Source organism: Lachnospiraceae bacterium JLR.KK002 (assembly GCA_036941025.1).
Lineage (GTDB): Bacteria > Bacillota > Clostridia > Lachnospirales > Lachnospiraceae > Petralouisia.
Genome location: JAYMNP010000001.1, coordinates 1500045 through 1515586, shown reverse-complemented (window position 1 = coordinate 1515586; position 15542 = coordinate 1500045). Strand labels below are relative to the sequence as shown.

16 protein-coding genes are annotated in these 15542 nt (G+C 45.1%); all 16 read left to right on the top strand.

Annotated elements, in window-relative coordinates:
- The first annotated feature begins 13 nt into the window (after positions 1-13).
- On the top strand, positions 14-535 hold the full coding sequence (locus tag VSQ32_07355) for a flagellar basal body-associated FliL family protein (GenBank protein MEH2942679.1): 522 nt from the start codon (positions 14-16) through the stop codon (positions 533-535).
- Between the two features lie 62 nt (positions 536-597).
- Positions 598-1578 (top strand): flagellar motor switch protein FliM, encoded by a 981-nt coding sequence (gene fliM / locus VSQ32_07350; protein MEH2942678.1) that lies wholly within the window; start codon positions 598-600, stop codon positions 1576-1578.
- A 13-nt stretch (positions 1579-1591) separates the two neighbouring features.
- Positions 1592-2788, top strand: a complete 1197-nt coding sequence (fliY, locus tag VSQ32_07345) for a flagellar motor switch phosphatase FliY (protein MEH2942677.1) — start codon at positions 1592-1594, stop codon at positions 2786-2788.
- Between the two features lie 29 nt (positions 2789-2817).
- Positions 2818-3180 carry a response regulator gene (locus VSQ32_07340; GenBank protein ID MEH2942676.1) on the top strand — a complete coding sequence of 121 codons (363 nt, stop codon included), beginning with the start codon at positions 2818-2820 and terminating at the stop codon, positions 3178-3180.
- 1 nt (position 3181) lies between these two features.
- Positions 3182-3562 (top strand): flagellar biosynthetic protein FliO, encoded by a 381-nt coding sequence (locus VSQ32_07335; protein MEH2942675.1) that lies wholly within the window; start codon positions 3182-3184, stop codon positions 3560-3562.
- A gap of 10 nt (positions 3563-3572) precedes the next feature.
- On the top strand, positions 3573-4463 hold the full coding sequence (gene fliP / locus VSQ32_07330) for a flagellar type III secretion system pore protein FliP (GenBank protein ID MEH2942674.1): 891 nt from the start codon (positions 3573-3575) through the stop codon (positions 4461-4463).
- Between the two features lie 51 nt (positions 4464-4514).
- A complete protein-coding gene (gene fliQ / locus VSQ32_07325) occupies positions 4515-4787 on the top strand; it encodes a flagellar biosynthesis protein FliQ (GenBank protein ID MEH2942673.1) in 273 nt (90 codons plus the stop codon).
- A gap of 11 nt (positions 4788-4798) precedes the next feature.
- Entirely contained in the window at positions 4799-5581 is a 783-nt protein-coding gene (fliR, locus tag VSQ32_07320; protein ID MEH2942672.1) for a flagellar biosynthetic protein FliR, read from the top strand.
- Between the two features lie 25 nt (positions 5582-5606).
- Positions 5607-6713 (top strand): flagellar biosynthesis protein FlhB, encoded by a 1107-nt coding sequence (gene flhB, locus VSQ32_07315; protein MEH2942671.1) that lies wholly within the window; start codon positions 5607-5609, stop codon positions 6711-6713.
- 32 nt (positions 6714-6745) lie between these two features.
- A complete protein-coding gene (flhA, locus tag VSQ32_07310; GenBank protein MEH2942670.1) occupies positions 6746-8782 on the top strand; it encodes a flagellar biosynthesis protein FlhA in 2037 nt (678 codons plus the stop codon).
- A complete protein-coding gene (gene flhF, locus VSQ32_07305; GenBank protein ID MEH2942669.1) occupies positions 8779-10167 on the top strand; it encodes a flagellar biosynthesis protein FlhF in 1389 nt (462 codons plus the stop codon). Before flhA ends, flhF begins: the two co-directional genes overlap by 4 nt.
- Position 10168: 1 nt before the next feature.
- Positions 10169-11050, top strand: a complete 882-nt coding sequence (locus VSQ32_07300) for a MinD/ParA family protein (protein MEH2942668.1) — start codon at positions 10169-10171, stop codon at positions 11048-11050.
- 23 nt (positions 11051-11073) lie between these two features.
- A complete protein-coding gene (locus VSQ32_07295) occupies positions 11074-11814 on the top strand; it encodes a flagellar brake domain-containing protein (protein ID MEH2942667.1) in 741 nt (246 codons plus the stop codon).
- 4 nt (positions 11815-11818) lie between these two features.
- Entirely contained in the window at positions 11819-12898 is a 1080-nt protein-coding gene (locus VSQ32_07290) for a chemotaxis response regulator protein-glutamate methylesterase (GenBank protein ID MEH2942666.1), read from the top strand.
- Between the two features lies 1 nt (position 12899).
- A complete protein-coding gene (locus VSQ32_07285; GenBank protein ID MEH2942665.1) occupies positions 12900-15029 on the top strand; it encodes a chemotaxis protein CheA in 2130 nt (709 codons plus the stop codon).
- 11 nt (positions 15030-15040) lie between these two features.
- Entirely contained in the window at positions 15041-15505 is a 465-nt protein-coding gene (locus VSQ32_07280; protein ID MEH2942664.1) for a chemotaxis protein CheW, read from the top strand.
- The last annotated feature ends 37 nt before the right edge of the window (positions 15506-15542 follow it).

Here is a 15542-nt window from a genome sequence, read left to right as displayed (position 1 = left end):
AGGAAAGACAGCAATGAAGAAGAATTTAATGAGTGTTTTAATTCTGGCACTGGTAGTTGCGAATCTGATTTTAACAGCAATCCTGATGATTTCCGTTGTGCCTCAGTCAAAGAAAGCAAATGAGCTCATTACCAAGGTGTGTTCCGCCATTGATCTGGAGCTGGAGGGCGGCAAAGATAATTCCTCCCTTTACATACCCATGGAGCAGTGCGATACCATCAAAGTTTCCGAGGGGGCAAATCTTACCATCAATCTGAAGAAGGATGACAGCGGAGAGGAGCACCATGCGGTGATTTCCGTGGCCCTTGTTCTGGATACGAAAAATGACGGATATGAGAAGTATGTCAAAGAAGGTGTGATTGCACAGGAAGACATTATTAAGAGTGAAGTGAATAAAATTGTAGCCGGTCATACCATAGATGACCTGAGGGAAAATCAGGCAGCGGTACAGGATGAGATTCTGAGCCGCCTGCGCAGACTGTACGAATCTGACTTTATTGTAAGTGTGGCATTCCCGACCTATAATTATGAATAAGACAGTATGGATCAGCGGTGAAAGATTAAAATTGCAGTATAAATGTCAGGTGGTGAGTGAGGATGGGCGAGGTCTTATCCCAAAATGAGATAGACAGTCTGCTGAGTGCTTTGAGCAACGGTGAGCTGGACGCAGATGAGATTAAGGATACCGGGGAAAAGCAGGTAAAGGATTATGACTTTGCAAGGCCTGCGAAATTCTCCAAGGAACATCTCAGAACGATGGAGATTATATTCGAACATTATGGAAGACTGCTTTCTACAAATCTTCCGGCATATCTGAGAAAAAATATTCAGGTGGAAGTTATGAATTCGGAGGCAGTTACCTATTCGGAATTTTCAAATTCCATGTCCAATCCGGTACTTTTGGGGATTGTGAATTTTGCACCGATGCCGGGCAGCATTATTATAGATCTGGCTTCCAATCTGGGATATGCCATGGTAGACCGAATGCTGGGCGGTATGGGAGTTCCTCTGGAACGCAGCCGTGATTTTTCAGAAATTGAGTTGCTGATTATTGAGCGTATTATGAATGTGTGTATCAATCTTCTCCGGGAGCCCTGGGAAAATGTGCTGGAGATACATCCAAGGCTGGAGCGAATCGAGACGAACTCCCAGTTTGCACAGTTTATTTCTCCCAGTGAAATGATTGCGATTATCACAATTAATATGAAAATCGGAGATGTGGAAGGTCTGATGAATGTCTGTCTTCCCTATATGACGCTGGAAGACGTGATGGATAAGCTGAATACCAAATTCTGGTTTTCCACCATGCAGGCCCGCGGCGAACAGGAATATACGGAGGTTATTGAGTCCATTATTTCCAAAGCGCCCATGCCGGTGAAAGCAGTTCTGGGAAAGAGCGCTATTTCAGTAAGTGATTTCATCAATCTTCAGGTGGGCGATATTATCCGTCTGGACCGGAAAGTGGAAGATGAATTGGATGTATATGTTGGAAATATTAAAAAATTTACTGCTTTGCCTGGTGCATCTGGGGAACAGTATGCAGTAAGAGTTACATCAGTAATCAGAGAGGAGCAGTGAGATTATGGATGGAATGGATGGAGTTTTATCACAGGAGGAAATTAGTGCTCTGTTGAATGATGATGCAGGTATGGATGCAGCCGTTTCCGGAACGGAAGGGCTCGAAGACCTGACCCCGGATGAAATTGACGCCATAGGCGAGATTTCCAATATCAGCATGGGGACAGCAGCCACCACTTTATTTTCTCTTGTAAACAGGAAAGTGGATATCTCCACACCGGTAGTTACCTTTGCTACCTGGGATGATATCGTGGAGGCCTATGAGAGACCCTGTGTATTTATCAGAATTGCCTATACCGTGGGACTGGATGGGAGCAATCTTCTGGTATTAAAGGAACATGACGTGAAAATTATCACGGATTTGATGATGGGAGGAGACGGCACAAATCTGGATGGTGAGCTTGGTGAACTGCATCTGAGTGCAATCAGCGAGGCTATGAACCAGATGATGGGAAGCGCTGCCACATCTCTGTCATCCATGCTGAATAAAATGATTGATATCAGTCCCCCGTCTGCAGATCTGGTAGATTTAAAAGATACTCTGAACGGAGAGGAAATTGATGAATTTCTGGCCGGCCGGTTTGTAAAGATTTCTTTCAAAATGGAAATTGGGGATCTGGTAAACAGTGAGATTATGCAGCTGTATCCATTTTCCTTTGCAAAGGAAATGTGTTCCGGTGTGGCGCAGACAATGGAAGCAGATACTTCCTCAACTTCAGCGGAAGCGCCTGCACCTGCGCCGGAAGCACCTGCACCTGCGCCTGCACCTCAGCCGGTGGCAGCGCCTCAGCCCATGATGGGGCAGCCGATGATGGGCGGGCAGCCCATGATGGGACAGCCGATGATGAGCGGGCAGCCCGTGATGGGAATGCCGATGATGGGAGATATGTCTCAGATGTATGCTCAGCAGCCGGTTAATGTACAGCCTGCTCAGTTCCAGGCTTTTGCAGGTGATTTCAATCCGATTACTCAGCAGGAAAACATTGGACTGATTATGGATGTTCCGCTGGATGTAACGGTGGAACTTGGAAGAACCAGCAAGTCCATTCATGATATTCTGGAATTTGCTCCGGGAACTATCATAGAATTGAATAAGATTGCCGGGGAACCGATTGATGTGTTAGTAAATGGTAAATACGTTGCCAAGGGCGAAGTCGTAGTACTGGAAGAAAGTTTTGGCGTGCGTATTACCGAAATTATAAATAACTAATAAAAAAGTGATATCAAGGAGAAAAAGATATGGCAAAGAATATTTTAATTTGTGATGACGCAGCGTTTATGAGAATGATGATCAAGGACATTCTTACCAAGAATGGCTACAATATTGCAGGAGAAGCTGAGAATGGTCTGAAAGCAGTGGAAAAGTACAATGAGACCAAACCGGATCTGGTACTGATGGATATTACCATGCCGGAAATGGACGGAATTCAGGCTTTGAAGCAGATTAAAGCTGCAGATCCTTCCGCATGTATTATTATGTGTTCCGCAATGGGACAGCAGGCAATGGTTATTGAAGCCATTCAGTCCGGTGCCAAAGACTTTATTGTAAAACCGTTCCAGGCAGAACGTGTATTGGAAGCTGTGAAAAAAGTAGTTGGATAAGATGATTTTGCTGGAAATTTCCTCAGGATGGGAAAGTTTTTTCCAATTGATCGGCGTGCTTCTGGTATTTCTTCTGGTATTGGCGCTCACCTGGGGAGTGACCAGGTGGATTGCCGGATATCAGCAGGGAATGATGGCAGATAAGAACATACGGGTCATTGAAACATTCCGGGTAAACAATAATAAGTTTATTCAGATTATTCAGGTTGGGAAAAAATATCTGGTCATTTCCGTCTGTAAGGATACCATCAATATTCTGACGGAGCTGACGGAGGAACAACTGGTCTGGATGCCTTCCCCGGAAGGGAAAAATCCGGTTAATGTGAATGAGAATTTTCAGGAAATATTGAATAACCTGAAGAAAAAAATTCCCAGGAAGTAGGCAAAACACTATGAGAAAGCTGAAAAAAATATATTGCGGGACTTCCTTTGCCTTTGGCACAGTTACGCTGATTCTTATGCTGTTTTTATGTTTTGGGCAAAGCGCATATGCGACAGGAAGTGCAGCGGATGCCAATCAGCAGATTACGGACACCACCAGGCAGGAGACGGGAGAGCTTACCACTCCCAACACTCAGAGGGCAGAACCGGGAACTACCAATGGGCTGACATTCAGCTGGAATAATGAAGAGGGGAATTTATCCGGTAATATCAGGATTTTGCTGATACTTACAGTGATTACACTGGCGCCGTCCATTCTGATTATGCTGACCTCCTTTACGAGAATTATTATTGTACTGCATTTTGTGAGGACTGCAATTGGAACCCAGACGGTTCCTCCCAATCAGGTGCTGGTAGGTCTGGCGTTATTTTTAACGCTGTTTATTATGAACCCTGTATTTTCAGAAATTAATGAGACAGTGATTCAGCCTCTGGAGGCCAATGAGATTAATCAGGAAGAGGCCATGGAGCGAATCGAAGCTCCAATCCGCCGGTTTATGTACAAAGAAATGCAGCGAAAGGATTTGAAGCTGTTCTGTGATATTGCGGAAATTGACATGACCGGTATGGATTTAAGCGAACCGGAGACGCTGGAGCCTATTCCCATGCATGTGGTAATTCCAGGTTTTATTGTCAGTGAACTGCGGACAGCATTTATTATTGGTTTCCTGATTTATATACCGTTTATTGTGATTGATATGGTAGTGGCTTCCGTGCTGATGTCCATGGGTATGATGATGCTGCCTCCTACTACGATTTCCATGCCCTTCAAAATACTGCTGTTTGTTCTGGCAGACGGATGGGATCTGGTAATCGGAAATCTTGTAAAGACATTTTATTGAGTACAACCACTTGTGGAAGCAAGTGGTTGCGAAGTGTAGAGGTGAAAACATATGATTACAGAAGGACAGGTGCTGGACATTGCCAGAGAAGCATTGTTTTTGATTATCAAAGTATCTGCACCGTTGCTGCTGATTTCCCTGATTGTCGGTCTGATTATCAGTATTTTCCAGACGGTGACTTCCATTCAGGAGCAGACTCTGACCTTTGTACCCAAGATTATCGCTGTCTTTTTGGGAATGATGCTGTTAGGCGGGTGGATGTTGGAGAATCTGACAGGCTTTATGACGGAATTATGGAATAATTTCGGTCTGTATCTGCGTTAGGTTGAGACAGTATGATAAACTATGAGTTTACAGTATATACATTTGAATATTTTCTGATGATATTGGTAAGGGTTGCATCATTTACCTTTGTTGCTCCGTTTTTTGGCATGAATAATAGTCCGGGCCGGGTGAAAATCGGGCTGTCGGTGTTTGTGGCATTGATTTTATATCAGGTGATACTGCCGAAAGAATCTTTGGAATATGCCGGAACAATCGAATTCGCCATCATCGTTCTGCGGGAAGGAATTACAGGATTGCTTATTGGATTTGCAGCAAATATTTGTAATTCCATTATTGTATTTTCCGGTAAAATTATTGATATGGAAATCGGCCTTGCAATGGCGAATATTTATGACCCTACTACCCGTACACAGTCCGGTCTGACCGGAACCATGTACAATTATTTTATTATGCTGCTTCTGGTGATTACGGATATGCATCACTATATTCTCCGGGCTCTGATTGATACTTACCAGTTGATTCCCATTAACGGAAGTGTTTTTGACTGGGAACATCTGATGGGCACCATGACCATGTATATTGCAGATTTAATGGTAATCGGATTCCGTATTGTACTTCCCATTTTCGCCACCAGTATGATTCTGAACTGTATTCTGGGAGTTATGGCAAAGGTAGCGCCTCAGATGAACATGTTTGCGGTGGGAATGCAGTTAAAGGTTTTGGTTGGGTTTTCCATTTTGTTTGTAACAATTATACTGCTGCCTGATATTTCAAATTTTATCTTCAGGGAAATGAAAAGAATGATTGTTTCTGTAGTTGAAGGAATGTATTAGCGTGAGAGAAGAATTCTGTTTTTTGATGGAATATGACCTCCAGTGGTTTGCAAAAGACGGAAATGGCGGGGAAAAGACAGAGCCCGCCACAGCCAAGAAACTGCAGGATGCCAGAAATGAAGGCCAGGTGGCCAAAAGCCAGGAGCTGAACAGCGCCTTAAGCCTGATTGCATTATTTTTAATGCTGAAAGTATTTATTTCCTCTATTGGCGAAAGTTTATTTCGCAATTTTTCTGTGTATTATAATAAGATACCGGATGTGATTGACGACAGTGTGGGCGGTCTGTCAGATCATGCCGCTGCTGTGATTATCAACAATACGATTCTGACAATTATGAAAGTCCTCGGACCTATATTTGCCATAGGATTTGCTGTTGCACTTGTCAGCAATATTTTTCAGGTGGGATGGAAGGTGACTACGAAGCCCATGCATCCCAAATTTAACAAATTAAATCCCCTCAATGGTTTTAAGCGGATTATTTCCAAAGATTCTCTGTTTGAGCTGTTGAAGTCTGTTGTAAAGGTAAGTTTGATTGCCTATGTGGCTTATTCGGCCATCAAAGACCATCAGGATGAACTGTTTCTGCTGTATGATATTCCGCTGATGCAGGTGATTCTGCTGGTGGGAACCATTGTGATTGATGCCGGGCTGAAAATCAGTCTGGTGTATCTGCTGGTAGGAATTGCCGACTGGATTTATCAGAAGCATAAATTCAAAGAAGACATGAAAATGACCAAGCAGGAAGTAAAAGATGAATATAAAAATACCGAGGGAAATCCGGAAATCAAGGGAAAGCAGCGTTCCAGGATGAGGGAGGCCTCTCAGCGGCGTATGATGCAGAATCTTCCCAATGCAGACGTGGTAATTACCAACCCCACCCATTACGCGGTGGCAATCCGGTATGATGCCAGTCAGTATTCCGCTCCTGTCGTAGTGGCAAAGGGTGAGGATTATCTGGCCATGAAGATTAAGGAAGCGGCCAGGGAACATCAGATAGAAATTGTGGAAAACAAACCGCTGGCAAGGATGCTTTATGCCAATGTGGATGTTGGCGAAGAAGTTCCGCCGGAATTGTATCAGGCAGTAGCGGAGGTACTGGCCTTTGTTTACAGCCTGAGGGAGAATAGATAAATGAGACAGATGAGACGAAAGGAGAAAACAGCATGAAAAAAGCTGATATGGGGGTTGCACTGTACCTGCTGGTTGCAATCATATTCTTTATTGTGCCGATTCCCTCGATTCTATTGGATATCATGCTGGCATTTAATATATCCATAGCATTGGTAATATTAATGAATGCCCTGTTTGTAAAAGAAGTGCTGGATATGTCCTTTTTTCCAACCCTCCTTTTGTTCACGACCCTTTTTCGTATTTCGCTGAACGTTTCTTCCACACGTCTGATTTTAACCACAGGGGATCCGGGTAATGTTGTGCGTACCTTCGGCCAGTTCGTAGGTGGAAGCGATTTCATTATCGGCGCCATTATCTTTGTGGTTATGATTTTAATTCAGTTGATTGTTATCAACAAGGGTTCGGAACGTGTATCAGAAGTAACAGCCAGATTTACTCTGGACGCCATGCCTGGTAAGCAGATGGCCATTGATGCGGATTTGAATACAGGTGCCATCAGTGACAAACAGGCGATAGAACGAAGAAATAAAATTCAGCAGGAGTCCAGCTTTTTCGGAGCTATGGATGGTGCGACCAAGTATGTAAAGGGAGATGCGAATGTAGGTATTCTCATTACCCTGATTAACCTGGTGGGCGGAATTGCCATGGGGATGCTCCGTCAGGGTATGACAATCGGCGACGCCCTGAATGAATATGGAATCCTTACCATCGGTGACGGTCTGGTCAGCCAGATTCCTTCCCTTCTGATTTCTCTGGCAACCGGTATTCTGGTTACCAAGGCTTCCAAGGAAGCAGATTTCGGAGATACGCTGATTCATCAGTTATTTGGAATTCCAAAAGTATTGTATATTGTAGGCGCGGTACTGATTTTCCTTGGCATTGTAACGCCTCTGGACTGGAGACTGTTTATTCCCTTTGGAATTGCTTTTCTGGTTGCAGCCAGAAATATGGATGCCAGCCTTGGGATGGAAGCCATCGAAGAAGAAGTGGATATGGCGGAAGAACAGGCGGAGGAAATACGCCGGCCGGAAAATGTGGTATCCCTTCTCCAGGTGGATCCCATCGAGCTGGAATTCGGATATGGTATCATACCGCTGGCTGATGTGAATCAGGGAGGCGACCTGCTGGATCGTGTGGTTATGATTCGAAGGCAGATTGCTCTGGAGCTTGGCACCGTTGTACCGATTATCCGCCTCAGAGATAATATCCAGTTAAATCCCAATCAGTACATTATTAAAATTAAGGGAATTCAGGTTACGGAGGGAGAAATCCTGTTTGACCATTATATGGCCATGAATCCGGGATTTGTGGAAGAAGAAATTTCCGGTATTCCTACTTTTGAACCTTCTTTCCATCTGCCGGCTCTGTGGATTACGGAGAGTCAGAGAGAACGGGCCGAGAGCCTGGGCTATACAGTGGTGGATCCGCCTTCTATCATTGCAACCCATCTGACGGAAGTAATCAGGATGCATATTGATGAGCTGCTGTCCAGACAGGATGTACAGAATCTTGTCAATAATATTAAGGAAACCAATCCGACTCTTGTGGACGAGCTGATACCCAAGCTGCTGGGCGTGGGCGAGATTCAGAAAGTGCTTCAGAACCTGCTGCGGGAAGGTATTTCCATCCGGGATTTGCTTACCATTTTTGAAACCATGGCAGATCATGCGGCCACAACCCGTGATACGGACGTACTGACAGAATATGCAAGGCAAAGTCTGAAGCGGGCAATTTCCAGCAAATATTTCCCTGCCAACGAAGTGACCAGTGTGATAACGCTGGATCCCGCTCTGGAACAGGAAATTATGGGTGCGGTAAAGCAGACGGAACAGGGGGCATATCTGACCCTGGACCCGGAAAAGACAAAAGCCATTATGGCCTCTGTGGAAACAGAGACAGCCAAGCTGGAGAATCTTGGGAAGAATGCAATTATCATAACATCGCCCATTGTGCGTATGTATTTTAAGAAACTGACAGAAGATTACTTCAGGGATTTAATTGTAGTTTCCTATAATGAAGTGGAATCTAATATAGAATTACAATCAGTAGGGATGGTGAGCCTTTCATGACGATAAAGAAATTTCAGGGGAGAACAGAAGAAGAAGCCACTGCCAGGGCAAGAGAGGAGTTTGGACCTCAGACAGTGATTATGAATGTGAAAGAGATAAAGCCAAAAGGGTTTCTGCGTTCTTTCAAGACTCCCTTGTATGAAGTGACGGCAGCCATAGAGGAGGATCAGCAGGCAGGAGCCAGAATTCCGGCGCACATGCCTTCGGTAACACCGTCTATGCCCGCATCTCCGGTGTCGCCCATATCTTCTGTATCTGCTGTGCCGTCAGGAATGCCCATGACCCAGACGCCGCCCCTGGTTCCGGGGACTTCCGGTTCTGTGCCGGCTTCCCCTCCCGGTAATATCAATATTGCGGCAGACGAGCCAATTTCCATACCGAAGCCGGAACCATTAAAGGAAGTATTTGCAAAAGTGGAAAATACCTGGGCTTCTTCCATGGGTGCTCAGGAGGCGGAAGAGAAGAGAAAGGACAGTGCCATGGAGAACAATCTGGAAGAGAAGCTGGAAAGTCTGCAGTCTCTTCTGGAGAAAAAGCTGGCGCCTCAGCCGGAGCCGGAAAAAGAACTTCCCAAAGAAGCTCCGGTGGATGAGAATTTTAAGTTTATCAAAATGATTTACAGTATTCTGCTGGATAATGAAGTAGATGAGAAATATGTAAATCAGATTATGGATGAAGTGGAAAAAGTGATGAAGGGCGGGGCCAGTGTGGATTTGATCCTGTCCAGTATTTATCAGAAAATGATTCTGAAGTTCGGACAGCCTCAGCCCATTGAACTGTCCGGCCGGAAACCGAAAGTAGTATTTTTTATCGGTCCTACGGGAGTGGGAAAAACCACTACCATTGCCAAGATAGCGTCGCGGTTTAAAATGGAAAAGGGAAAGAAAGTAGCCCTGCTCACAGCAGATACCTATCGAATCGCGGCGGCAGAGCAGCTTCGTACTTATGCAAATATTCTGGATACTCCGCTGGATATCGTGTATTCTTCCGAGGAGCTGAATGAGAAACTGAGAAATTCCGAGGAATATGACCTGGTGCTTGTGGATACCGCAGGGTTTTCCCATAAGAATGCGGACCAGCGGAATGAAACAAGGCATCTGATTGACAGAATACCGGGGGAATATCAGAAAGAAACGTATCTGGTACTGAGCGCTACCACCAAATACAGGGATTTGCTTGATATAGCGGACGTCTATAAGGAAAATTTTCATTTTAAATTAATTTTTACCAAACTGGATGAAACAAGTTGTCTCGGAAATATTCTGAATATGAAACTGTATACGGGAGCAGATTTATCCTACTCCACGTACGGACAGAATGTTCCGGAGGATATTGAAGTTTTTAATACGCAGAAAATTGTAAAACTTCTGCTTGGAGGAAAATGACATGGACCAGGCGGAGCAGTTAAGAAATATTGTAAAAAAGAATCAGCAGTCCACCCGCAAAGCCCGCATTTTTACAGTAACCAGCGGAAAAGGCGGGGTAGGGAAATCGAACGTGGCAGTAAATCTGGCAGTCCAGATGCAGAAACAGGGAAAGAAAGTGATTATCTTTGATGCGGATCTGGGGCTTGCAAATGTGGAAATCATGTTCGGAGCCATTCCCAAATATAATTTAAGTGATTTGATTTACCGGGGAAAGACCATACAGGAAATCATTACTCCCGGACCTCTGGATATCGGTTTTATATCAGGAGGTTCCGGTATAACCGGTGTGAATAACCTGTCCAAAGACCAGTTGAAATTTCTGGTGCGGAATCTGTCGGAACTGGATGAACTTGCAGATATTGTACTGATAGATACCGGGGCCGGCATTTCGGACCATGTACTGGAATTTGTTATGGCCAGTCCGGAAATTTTGCTTCTTGCCACTTCCGAGCCCAGTTCCCTGACGGATGCCTATTCTCTGCTGAAGGCTTTGCACCGCAACCCTGAATTTCGCCAGGCTCAGACAAAAATAAAGGTTATTTCCAACCGGGTAGTTACAGAAGAAGAGGGAACGGGAATTTACGAAAAGCTGAATGCAGTGGTAGGGCAGTTTTTACAGGGAAATCTGGAATATCTGGGTATGATTCCCCAGGACAATGCCATGGAAAAGGCGGTCCGTCAGCAGCAGCCGGTGAGTATTCTCTATCCGGATGCAAAATCCAGCAGAGCATTTGAAGTCCTGACCGGCAATCTTCTGGAGGGAACCACAGCCCCGATTCGTGAAAAAAGAGGAATTATGCAGCTCTTTTCACGTTTTATTTACAGAAAAGGCCAGGCATAAAAAAGTTAAGTCAGAGGTGCATCATGAATTCTAATATAGTCAGACCGGGAGACAAAGTTGAGATTCGGATTCTGCAGCAGGTAGAACAGGGAAAGAAGCTGGGAGAACAGCCTCCTGTATATTACAGTATTGTGGAAAATATACGGGACGATGGTTTTTTTGAAGTGCTGGTCCCTACGAAAGAGGGGAAGACGCAGGCTCCCCCCGGCGGCGTCAGGCTGGAATTTCGCTTCTATGCCAGAGGAGGCCTGTATCGCTGTGTGGCCCATATTAAGAACCGTTATATCCGGGAAAATCTCTATCTGCTGCTGATAGAACCCAGAAGCCCTCTGGAAAAGTTCCAGAGACGGGAGTATTACCGTTTCGAATGCGTGATGGATATGCAGTACATGATGATTACCGATGAGGAAGCTGAAATAGAAGATATCACGAAATTAAAAGAGCATCATAGATTAAACTATCCGGAAGATCTGGCGCGGGAAGCCATTGCAGTGGATATCAGCGGGGGCGGTCTGAGATTTGTGGCAAATATGCCGGGAACGAAAGGAGATTATCTGGTCCTTTCTCTTCGGCTGGAAAATGAAAGTATGAATTATCTTCTGGAAATCGTCGGAAAAGTCCTGCTTTGCCAGGAAATTGAATCCGGAGATAAAGAGAAGAAATACGAATACCGCATCAATTTTCTGATGCGGGATCAAAAAGAGCGGGAAAAGATTATTAAATATATTTTTGAGCAGGAACGTAAAAGCAGACAAAAAGGATGATGTTATGAAAAAAAATATTTTAGTGGTTGATGATTCTGCACTTATGAGAAGGCTTATCTGTGATATAATTAACACAGAAAGTACATTTCAGGCAACGGATGTCTGTAGAGATGGCCTGGAGGCATATGAAAGACTGAAAACTACCGGCTATGACGCTGTGATTCTGGATGTGAATATGCCCCGGATGGATGGTCTGGAATTACTGGAGAAACTACAGCAGGACAAAATTAATGCTACCGTTATTATGGTAAGCACTCTGACCGTTAAGGATGCGGACGTGACCATTCGCGCCATGGAACTGGGGGCCATTGATTTTGTCACCAAACCGTGTAATATTATTGAAGCAAAGGGAGAAGAGTTTAAAGGAAGTCTGCTGAGGGTTCTGAAAGCAGTTATCAGATCGGATAACGCAAGAAACGCTCTCGGAGTATCTTCCAGGCCGGAGGAGAAGCCGGCGCCGGTGAAAACCGTACAGATTCCCAAAAAACCGGTTGGAAGAGGCAGAAATAAACTGGTGGCTCTGGCATGTTCTACCGGAGGGCCCAAGGCACTGCAGAGTGTAATCCCCTATCTGCCGGAAAATATGGATGCTCCCATGGTGCTGGTGCAGCACATGCCCGTAGGATTTACCAGATCCATGGCGGAACGTCTGAATGACGTCAGCAAAATTGAGGTAAAGGAAGCAAAAGAGGGAGACGTTCTGGAGAAAGGGTGCGTTTATGTGGCACCCGGCGGAAAGCATATGGAGGTTCAGAAGAAGCCTGATGGCTCCCATGTGGTCCGTCTGAACGATCAGCCGCCCATCGGCGGACTGCGTCCCTGCGCAAATGTGACTTATGAGTCTCTGCGTACAAGCGGATACGATGAAATTGTATGCGTGGTGCTTACCGGTATGGGGGCGGACGGAACCGGAGGAATCCTTTCCCTGAAACAGAAAAAAAATATTCATGTCATTGCCCAGGACGCTCAGTCCTGCGTGGTATATGGAATGCCCAAGGCAATTGCAGAGGCCGGTGCTGTAGATGAAGTAGTTCCCTTGACAGAAGTTGCACAAACGATAATAAAGAATGTGGGGGTACAGTAGTATGGATGTAAGCCAATACCTTGAAATTTTTATTGATGAAACAAACGGACATCTGCAGAACCTGTCAGATTGTATTATGAGTCTTGAAAAAGACCCGGAGAACATGGATACCATTAATGAGATTTTCCGTGCGGCTCATTCTCTGAAAGGAATGGCAGGTACCATGGGCTTTAAACGTATGCAGCGTCTGACCCATGATATGGAGAATGTTTTTCAGGAAGTCCGCAGCGGCAATATGAACGTAACCAGCGGTCTGGTGGACGTATTGTTCCAGTGTCTGGATGCCATTGACGCGTATCTGGAGAATGTAAAAGAGAGCTCGGAAGAGGGCACAGACGATAATGAGGCCATTATTCAGGAACTGAATGACATTCTGGCAGCAGGAACCGGAGCGGCGCCTGCAAAAGAAGAAAAAACGGAAGAAAAGCCGAAGGAAGCAGCTTCCGGCGACCGTTTTCAGAAAAAATACATGGACATGGAATTTTCCGAAAAAGAGAAAGAGGAACTCCGTGTATCAGAAGAAAAGGGCATGAAACTGTACGGCCTTACGGTATATATTCAGGAAGAATGTCTGCTGAAGGCGGCAAGAGCTTTTCTGGTGTTCAAAGCAGTGGAGGATTTCGGAAATATTATTGCATATAACCCCACTTCTCAGGATATTGAAGATGAAAAATTCGGATTTGATTTCAGTTTTTATCTTGCCAGCGAGGCAGAACTGGATAAAATAAAAGAAGTGTCAAAGGCTGTCTCTGAAATTGAGGAAGTAATCGGTGAGCAGGTGGCTTATCGGGAACTGACAGCCGCGGCAGCCAAAAAGGAAGAAGCAGAAGCCGCAGCGGCCAAAGAAGCGGAAAATGCCAGAAATGCGGAAAGTGCGCAGGTACCGGCAGCAGCTCCTGCACAGGCCAAACCACAGGCTCAGGCCCAGTCAGGCAAGAAACAGAATGGCGGCAAGCCTGTAACCAACCGTACGGTCCGCGTGGATATTGAGAAACTGGACGCATTGATGAATCAGGTCAGCGAACTGATTATTGCCAAGAATTCCCTGGTATCTATAGGATCTACTTCTGACGGAGGCATGGGAGGGTCAAATTCCCAGGCATTCCATGAACAGATTGAATATCTGGAGCGGATTACCACAGGACTTCATGAATCTGTCATGAAGGTGCGTATGGTGCCCATTGAAAGTGTTGTTCAGAAATTCCCCCGTATGATTCGGGATCTGTCCAAAAAACTGGACAAGAAGATGGAACTGTATATGACCGGTGAAGATACGGAACTGGACCGTACCGTAGTGGATCAGATTGGGGATCCTCTGCAGCATCTTTTGCGTAATTCGGCAGATCATGGTCTGGAGAGTGCGGAGCTCCGTAAAAAGAGAGGAAAACCGGAGAGCGGTTCCATTCATCTGAATGCTTTCCAGGAAGGAAATAACGTAATTATTGAAGTAAGCGACGACGGTAACGGTATTGATACGGAAAGTGTTAAGAACAAAGCCATTGAACGGGGCCTGATTACACCGGAACAGGGAGCGGCCCTGAGTCAGAAAGAAATTATAGATTTCCTGTTTATGCCCAGTTTCTCCATGGCAAAACAGATTTCCGACGTGTCCGGCCGGGGCGTGGGTCTGGATGTGGTAAAGTCCAACATTGAAGCATTGGGCGGCGATGTGGAAGTGAAGAGTATTCTGGGAGAAGGCTCCAAATTTACCGTACGCCTTCCGCTGACTCTGGCAATTATCCAGGCTCTGATGGTGGAAGTGAGAAATGAAAAATATGCCATTTCCCTGGGCTCTATTGAGACTATCGAAGAAATTATGGCAGATGAAATCAAGTTTGTTCAGGCAAAAGAAGTGATACATATTCGCGGCATGGTAATCCCTCTGATTCGTCTGGATCAGCTGCTGGATTGCGAGCCGGATGATGAAGAACGGGAAAGCCTTACCGTAATTATTGTCCGGAAAGGCGATAAATTTGCAGGACTTATTGTGGATGAGCTGAACGGCCAGCAGGAAATCGTTATCAAATCCCTGGGCAAATACATTAACAACAGTACCAAGATTATCAGCGGCGCAACTGTGCTTGGTGATGGTGAAGTGGCGTTGATCCTGGATGTTAATACATTATTTTAGGGGGTGTTGATATGGCGAATAATATTTCTGTGGTAGAAGACGGCAAAAAACAGTTTATCGTAGTGAAAATCGGCAGTGAACAGTATGGAATAGATATCAGTTATGTAGATAATATTGTCCGTATGCAGAAGATTACCAGAGTGCCGAAAGCACAGACCTATTTTAAGGGAATTATCAATCTGCGCGGGGAAATTGTACCGGTAATGAGCATTCGTACCAGGATGGATCTGGAGCCGGATGTATTTACGGATGTTACCAGAATCATTATTCTGAAGCTGGAAGAGCACGGAGTGCTTGGACTTATTGTAGATGAAGTGAAAGAAGTGGTAACCCTTGGTCCGGATGAAATTGACAAAGTAGCTTATGATGCCAGAAACAGCAAAAGCAACTTTATCAATGGTGTTGGAAAGCACGGAGAGGAACTGATTTCCCTGTTTGATACCAACAGCATCATTGATGAATCAGAAAATGTATAGTTGGATGGAAAGAGGCTGTTGCAGCAAACCCGTATTC

Bases quoted from the DNA above. Each gene is read 5' to 3' on its own strand.
- VSQ32_07355 (MEH2942679.1), top strand. From the start codon at position 14: ATGAAGAAGAATTTAATGAGTGTTTTAATTCTGGCACTGGTAGTTGCG.
- fliM (MEH2942678.1), top strand. From the start codon at position 598: ATGGGCGAGGTCTTATCCCAAAATGAGATAGACAGTCTGCTGAGTGCT.
- fliY (MEH2942677.1), top strand. From the start codon at position 1,592: ATGGATGGAGTTTTATCACAGGAGGAAATTAGTGCTCTGTTGAATGAT.
- VSQ32_07340 (MEH2942676.1), top strand. From the start codon at position 2,818: ATGGCAAAGAATATTTTAATTTGTGATGACGCAGCGTTTATGAGAATG.
- VSQ32_07335 (MEH2942675.1), top strand. From the start codon at position 3,182: ATGATTTTGCTGGAAATTTCCTCAGGATGGGAAAGTTTTTTCCAATTG.
- fliP (MEH2942674.1), top strand. From the start codon at position 3,573: ATGAGAAAGCTGAAAAAAATATATTGCGGGACTTCCTTTGCCTTTGGC.
- fliQ (MEH2942673.1), top strand. From the start codon at position 4,515: ATGATTACAGAAGGACAGGTGCTGGACATTGCCAGAGAAGCATTGTTT.
- fliR (MEH2942672.1), top strand. From the start codon at position 4,799: ATGATAAACTATGAGTTTACAGTATATACATTTGAATATTTTCTGATG.
- flhB (MEH2942671.1), top strand. From the start codon at position 5,607: ATGGAATATGACCTCCAGTGGTTTGCAAAAGACGGAAATGGCGGGGAA.
- flhA (MEH2942670.1), top strand. From the start codon at position 6,746: ATGAAAAAAGCTGATATGGGGGTTGCACTGTACCTGCTGGTTGCAATC.
- flhF (MEH2942669.1), top strand. From the start codon at position 8,779: ATGACGATAAAGAAATTTCAGGGGAGAACAGAAGAAGAAGCCACTGCC.
- VSQ32_07300 (MEH2942668.1), top strand. From the start codon at position 10,169: ATGGACCAGGCGGAGCAGTTAAGAAATATTGTAAAAAAGAATCAGCAG.
- VSQ32_07295 (MEH2942667.1), top strand. From the start codon at position 11,074: ATGAATTCTAATATAGTCAGACCGGGAGACAAAGTTGAGATTCGGATT.
- VSQ32_07290 (MEH2942666.1), top strand. From the start codon at position 11,819: ATGAAAAAAAATATTTTAGTGGTTGATGATTCTGCACTTATGAGAAGG.
- VSQ32_07285 (MEH2942665.1), top strand. From the start codon at position 12,900: ATGGATGTAAGCCAATACCTTGAAATTTTTATTGATGAAACAAACGGA.
- VSQ32_07280 (MEH2942664.1), top strand. From the start codon at position 15,041: ATGGCGAATAATATTTCTGTGGTAGAAGACGGCAAAAAACAGTTTATC.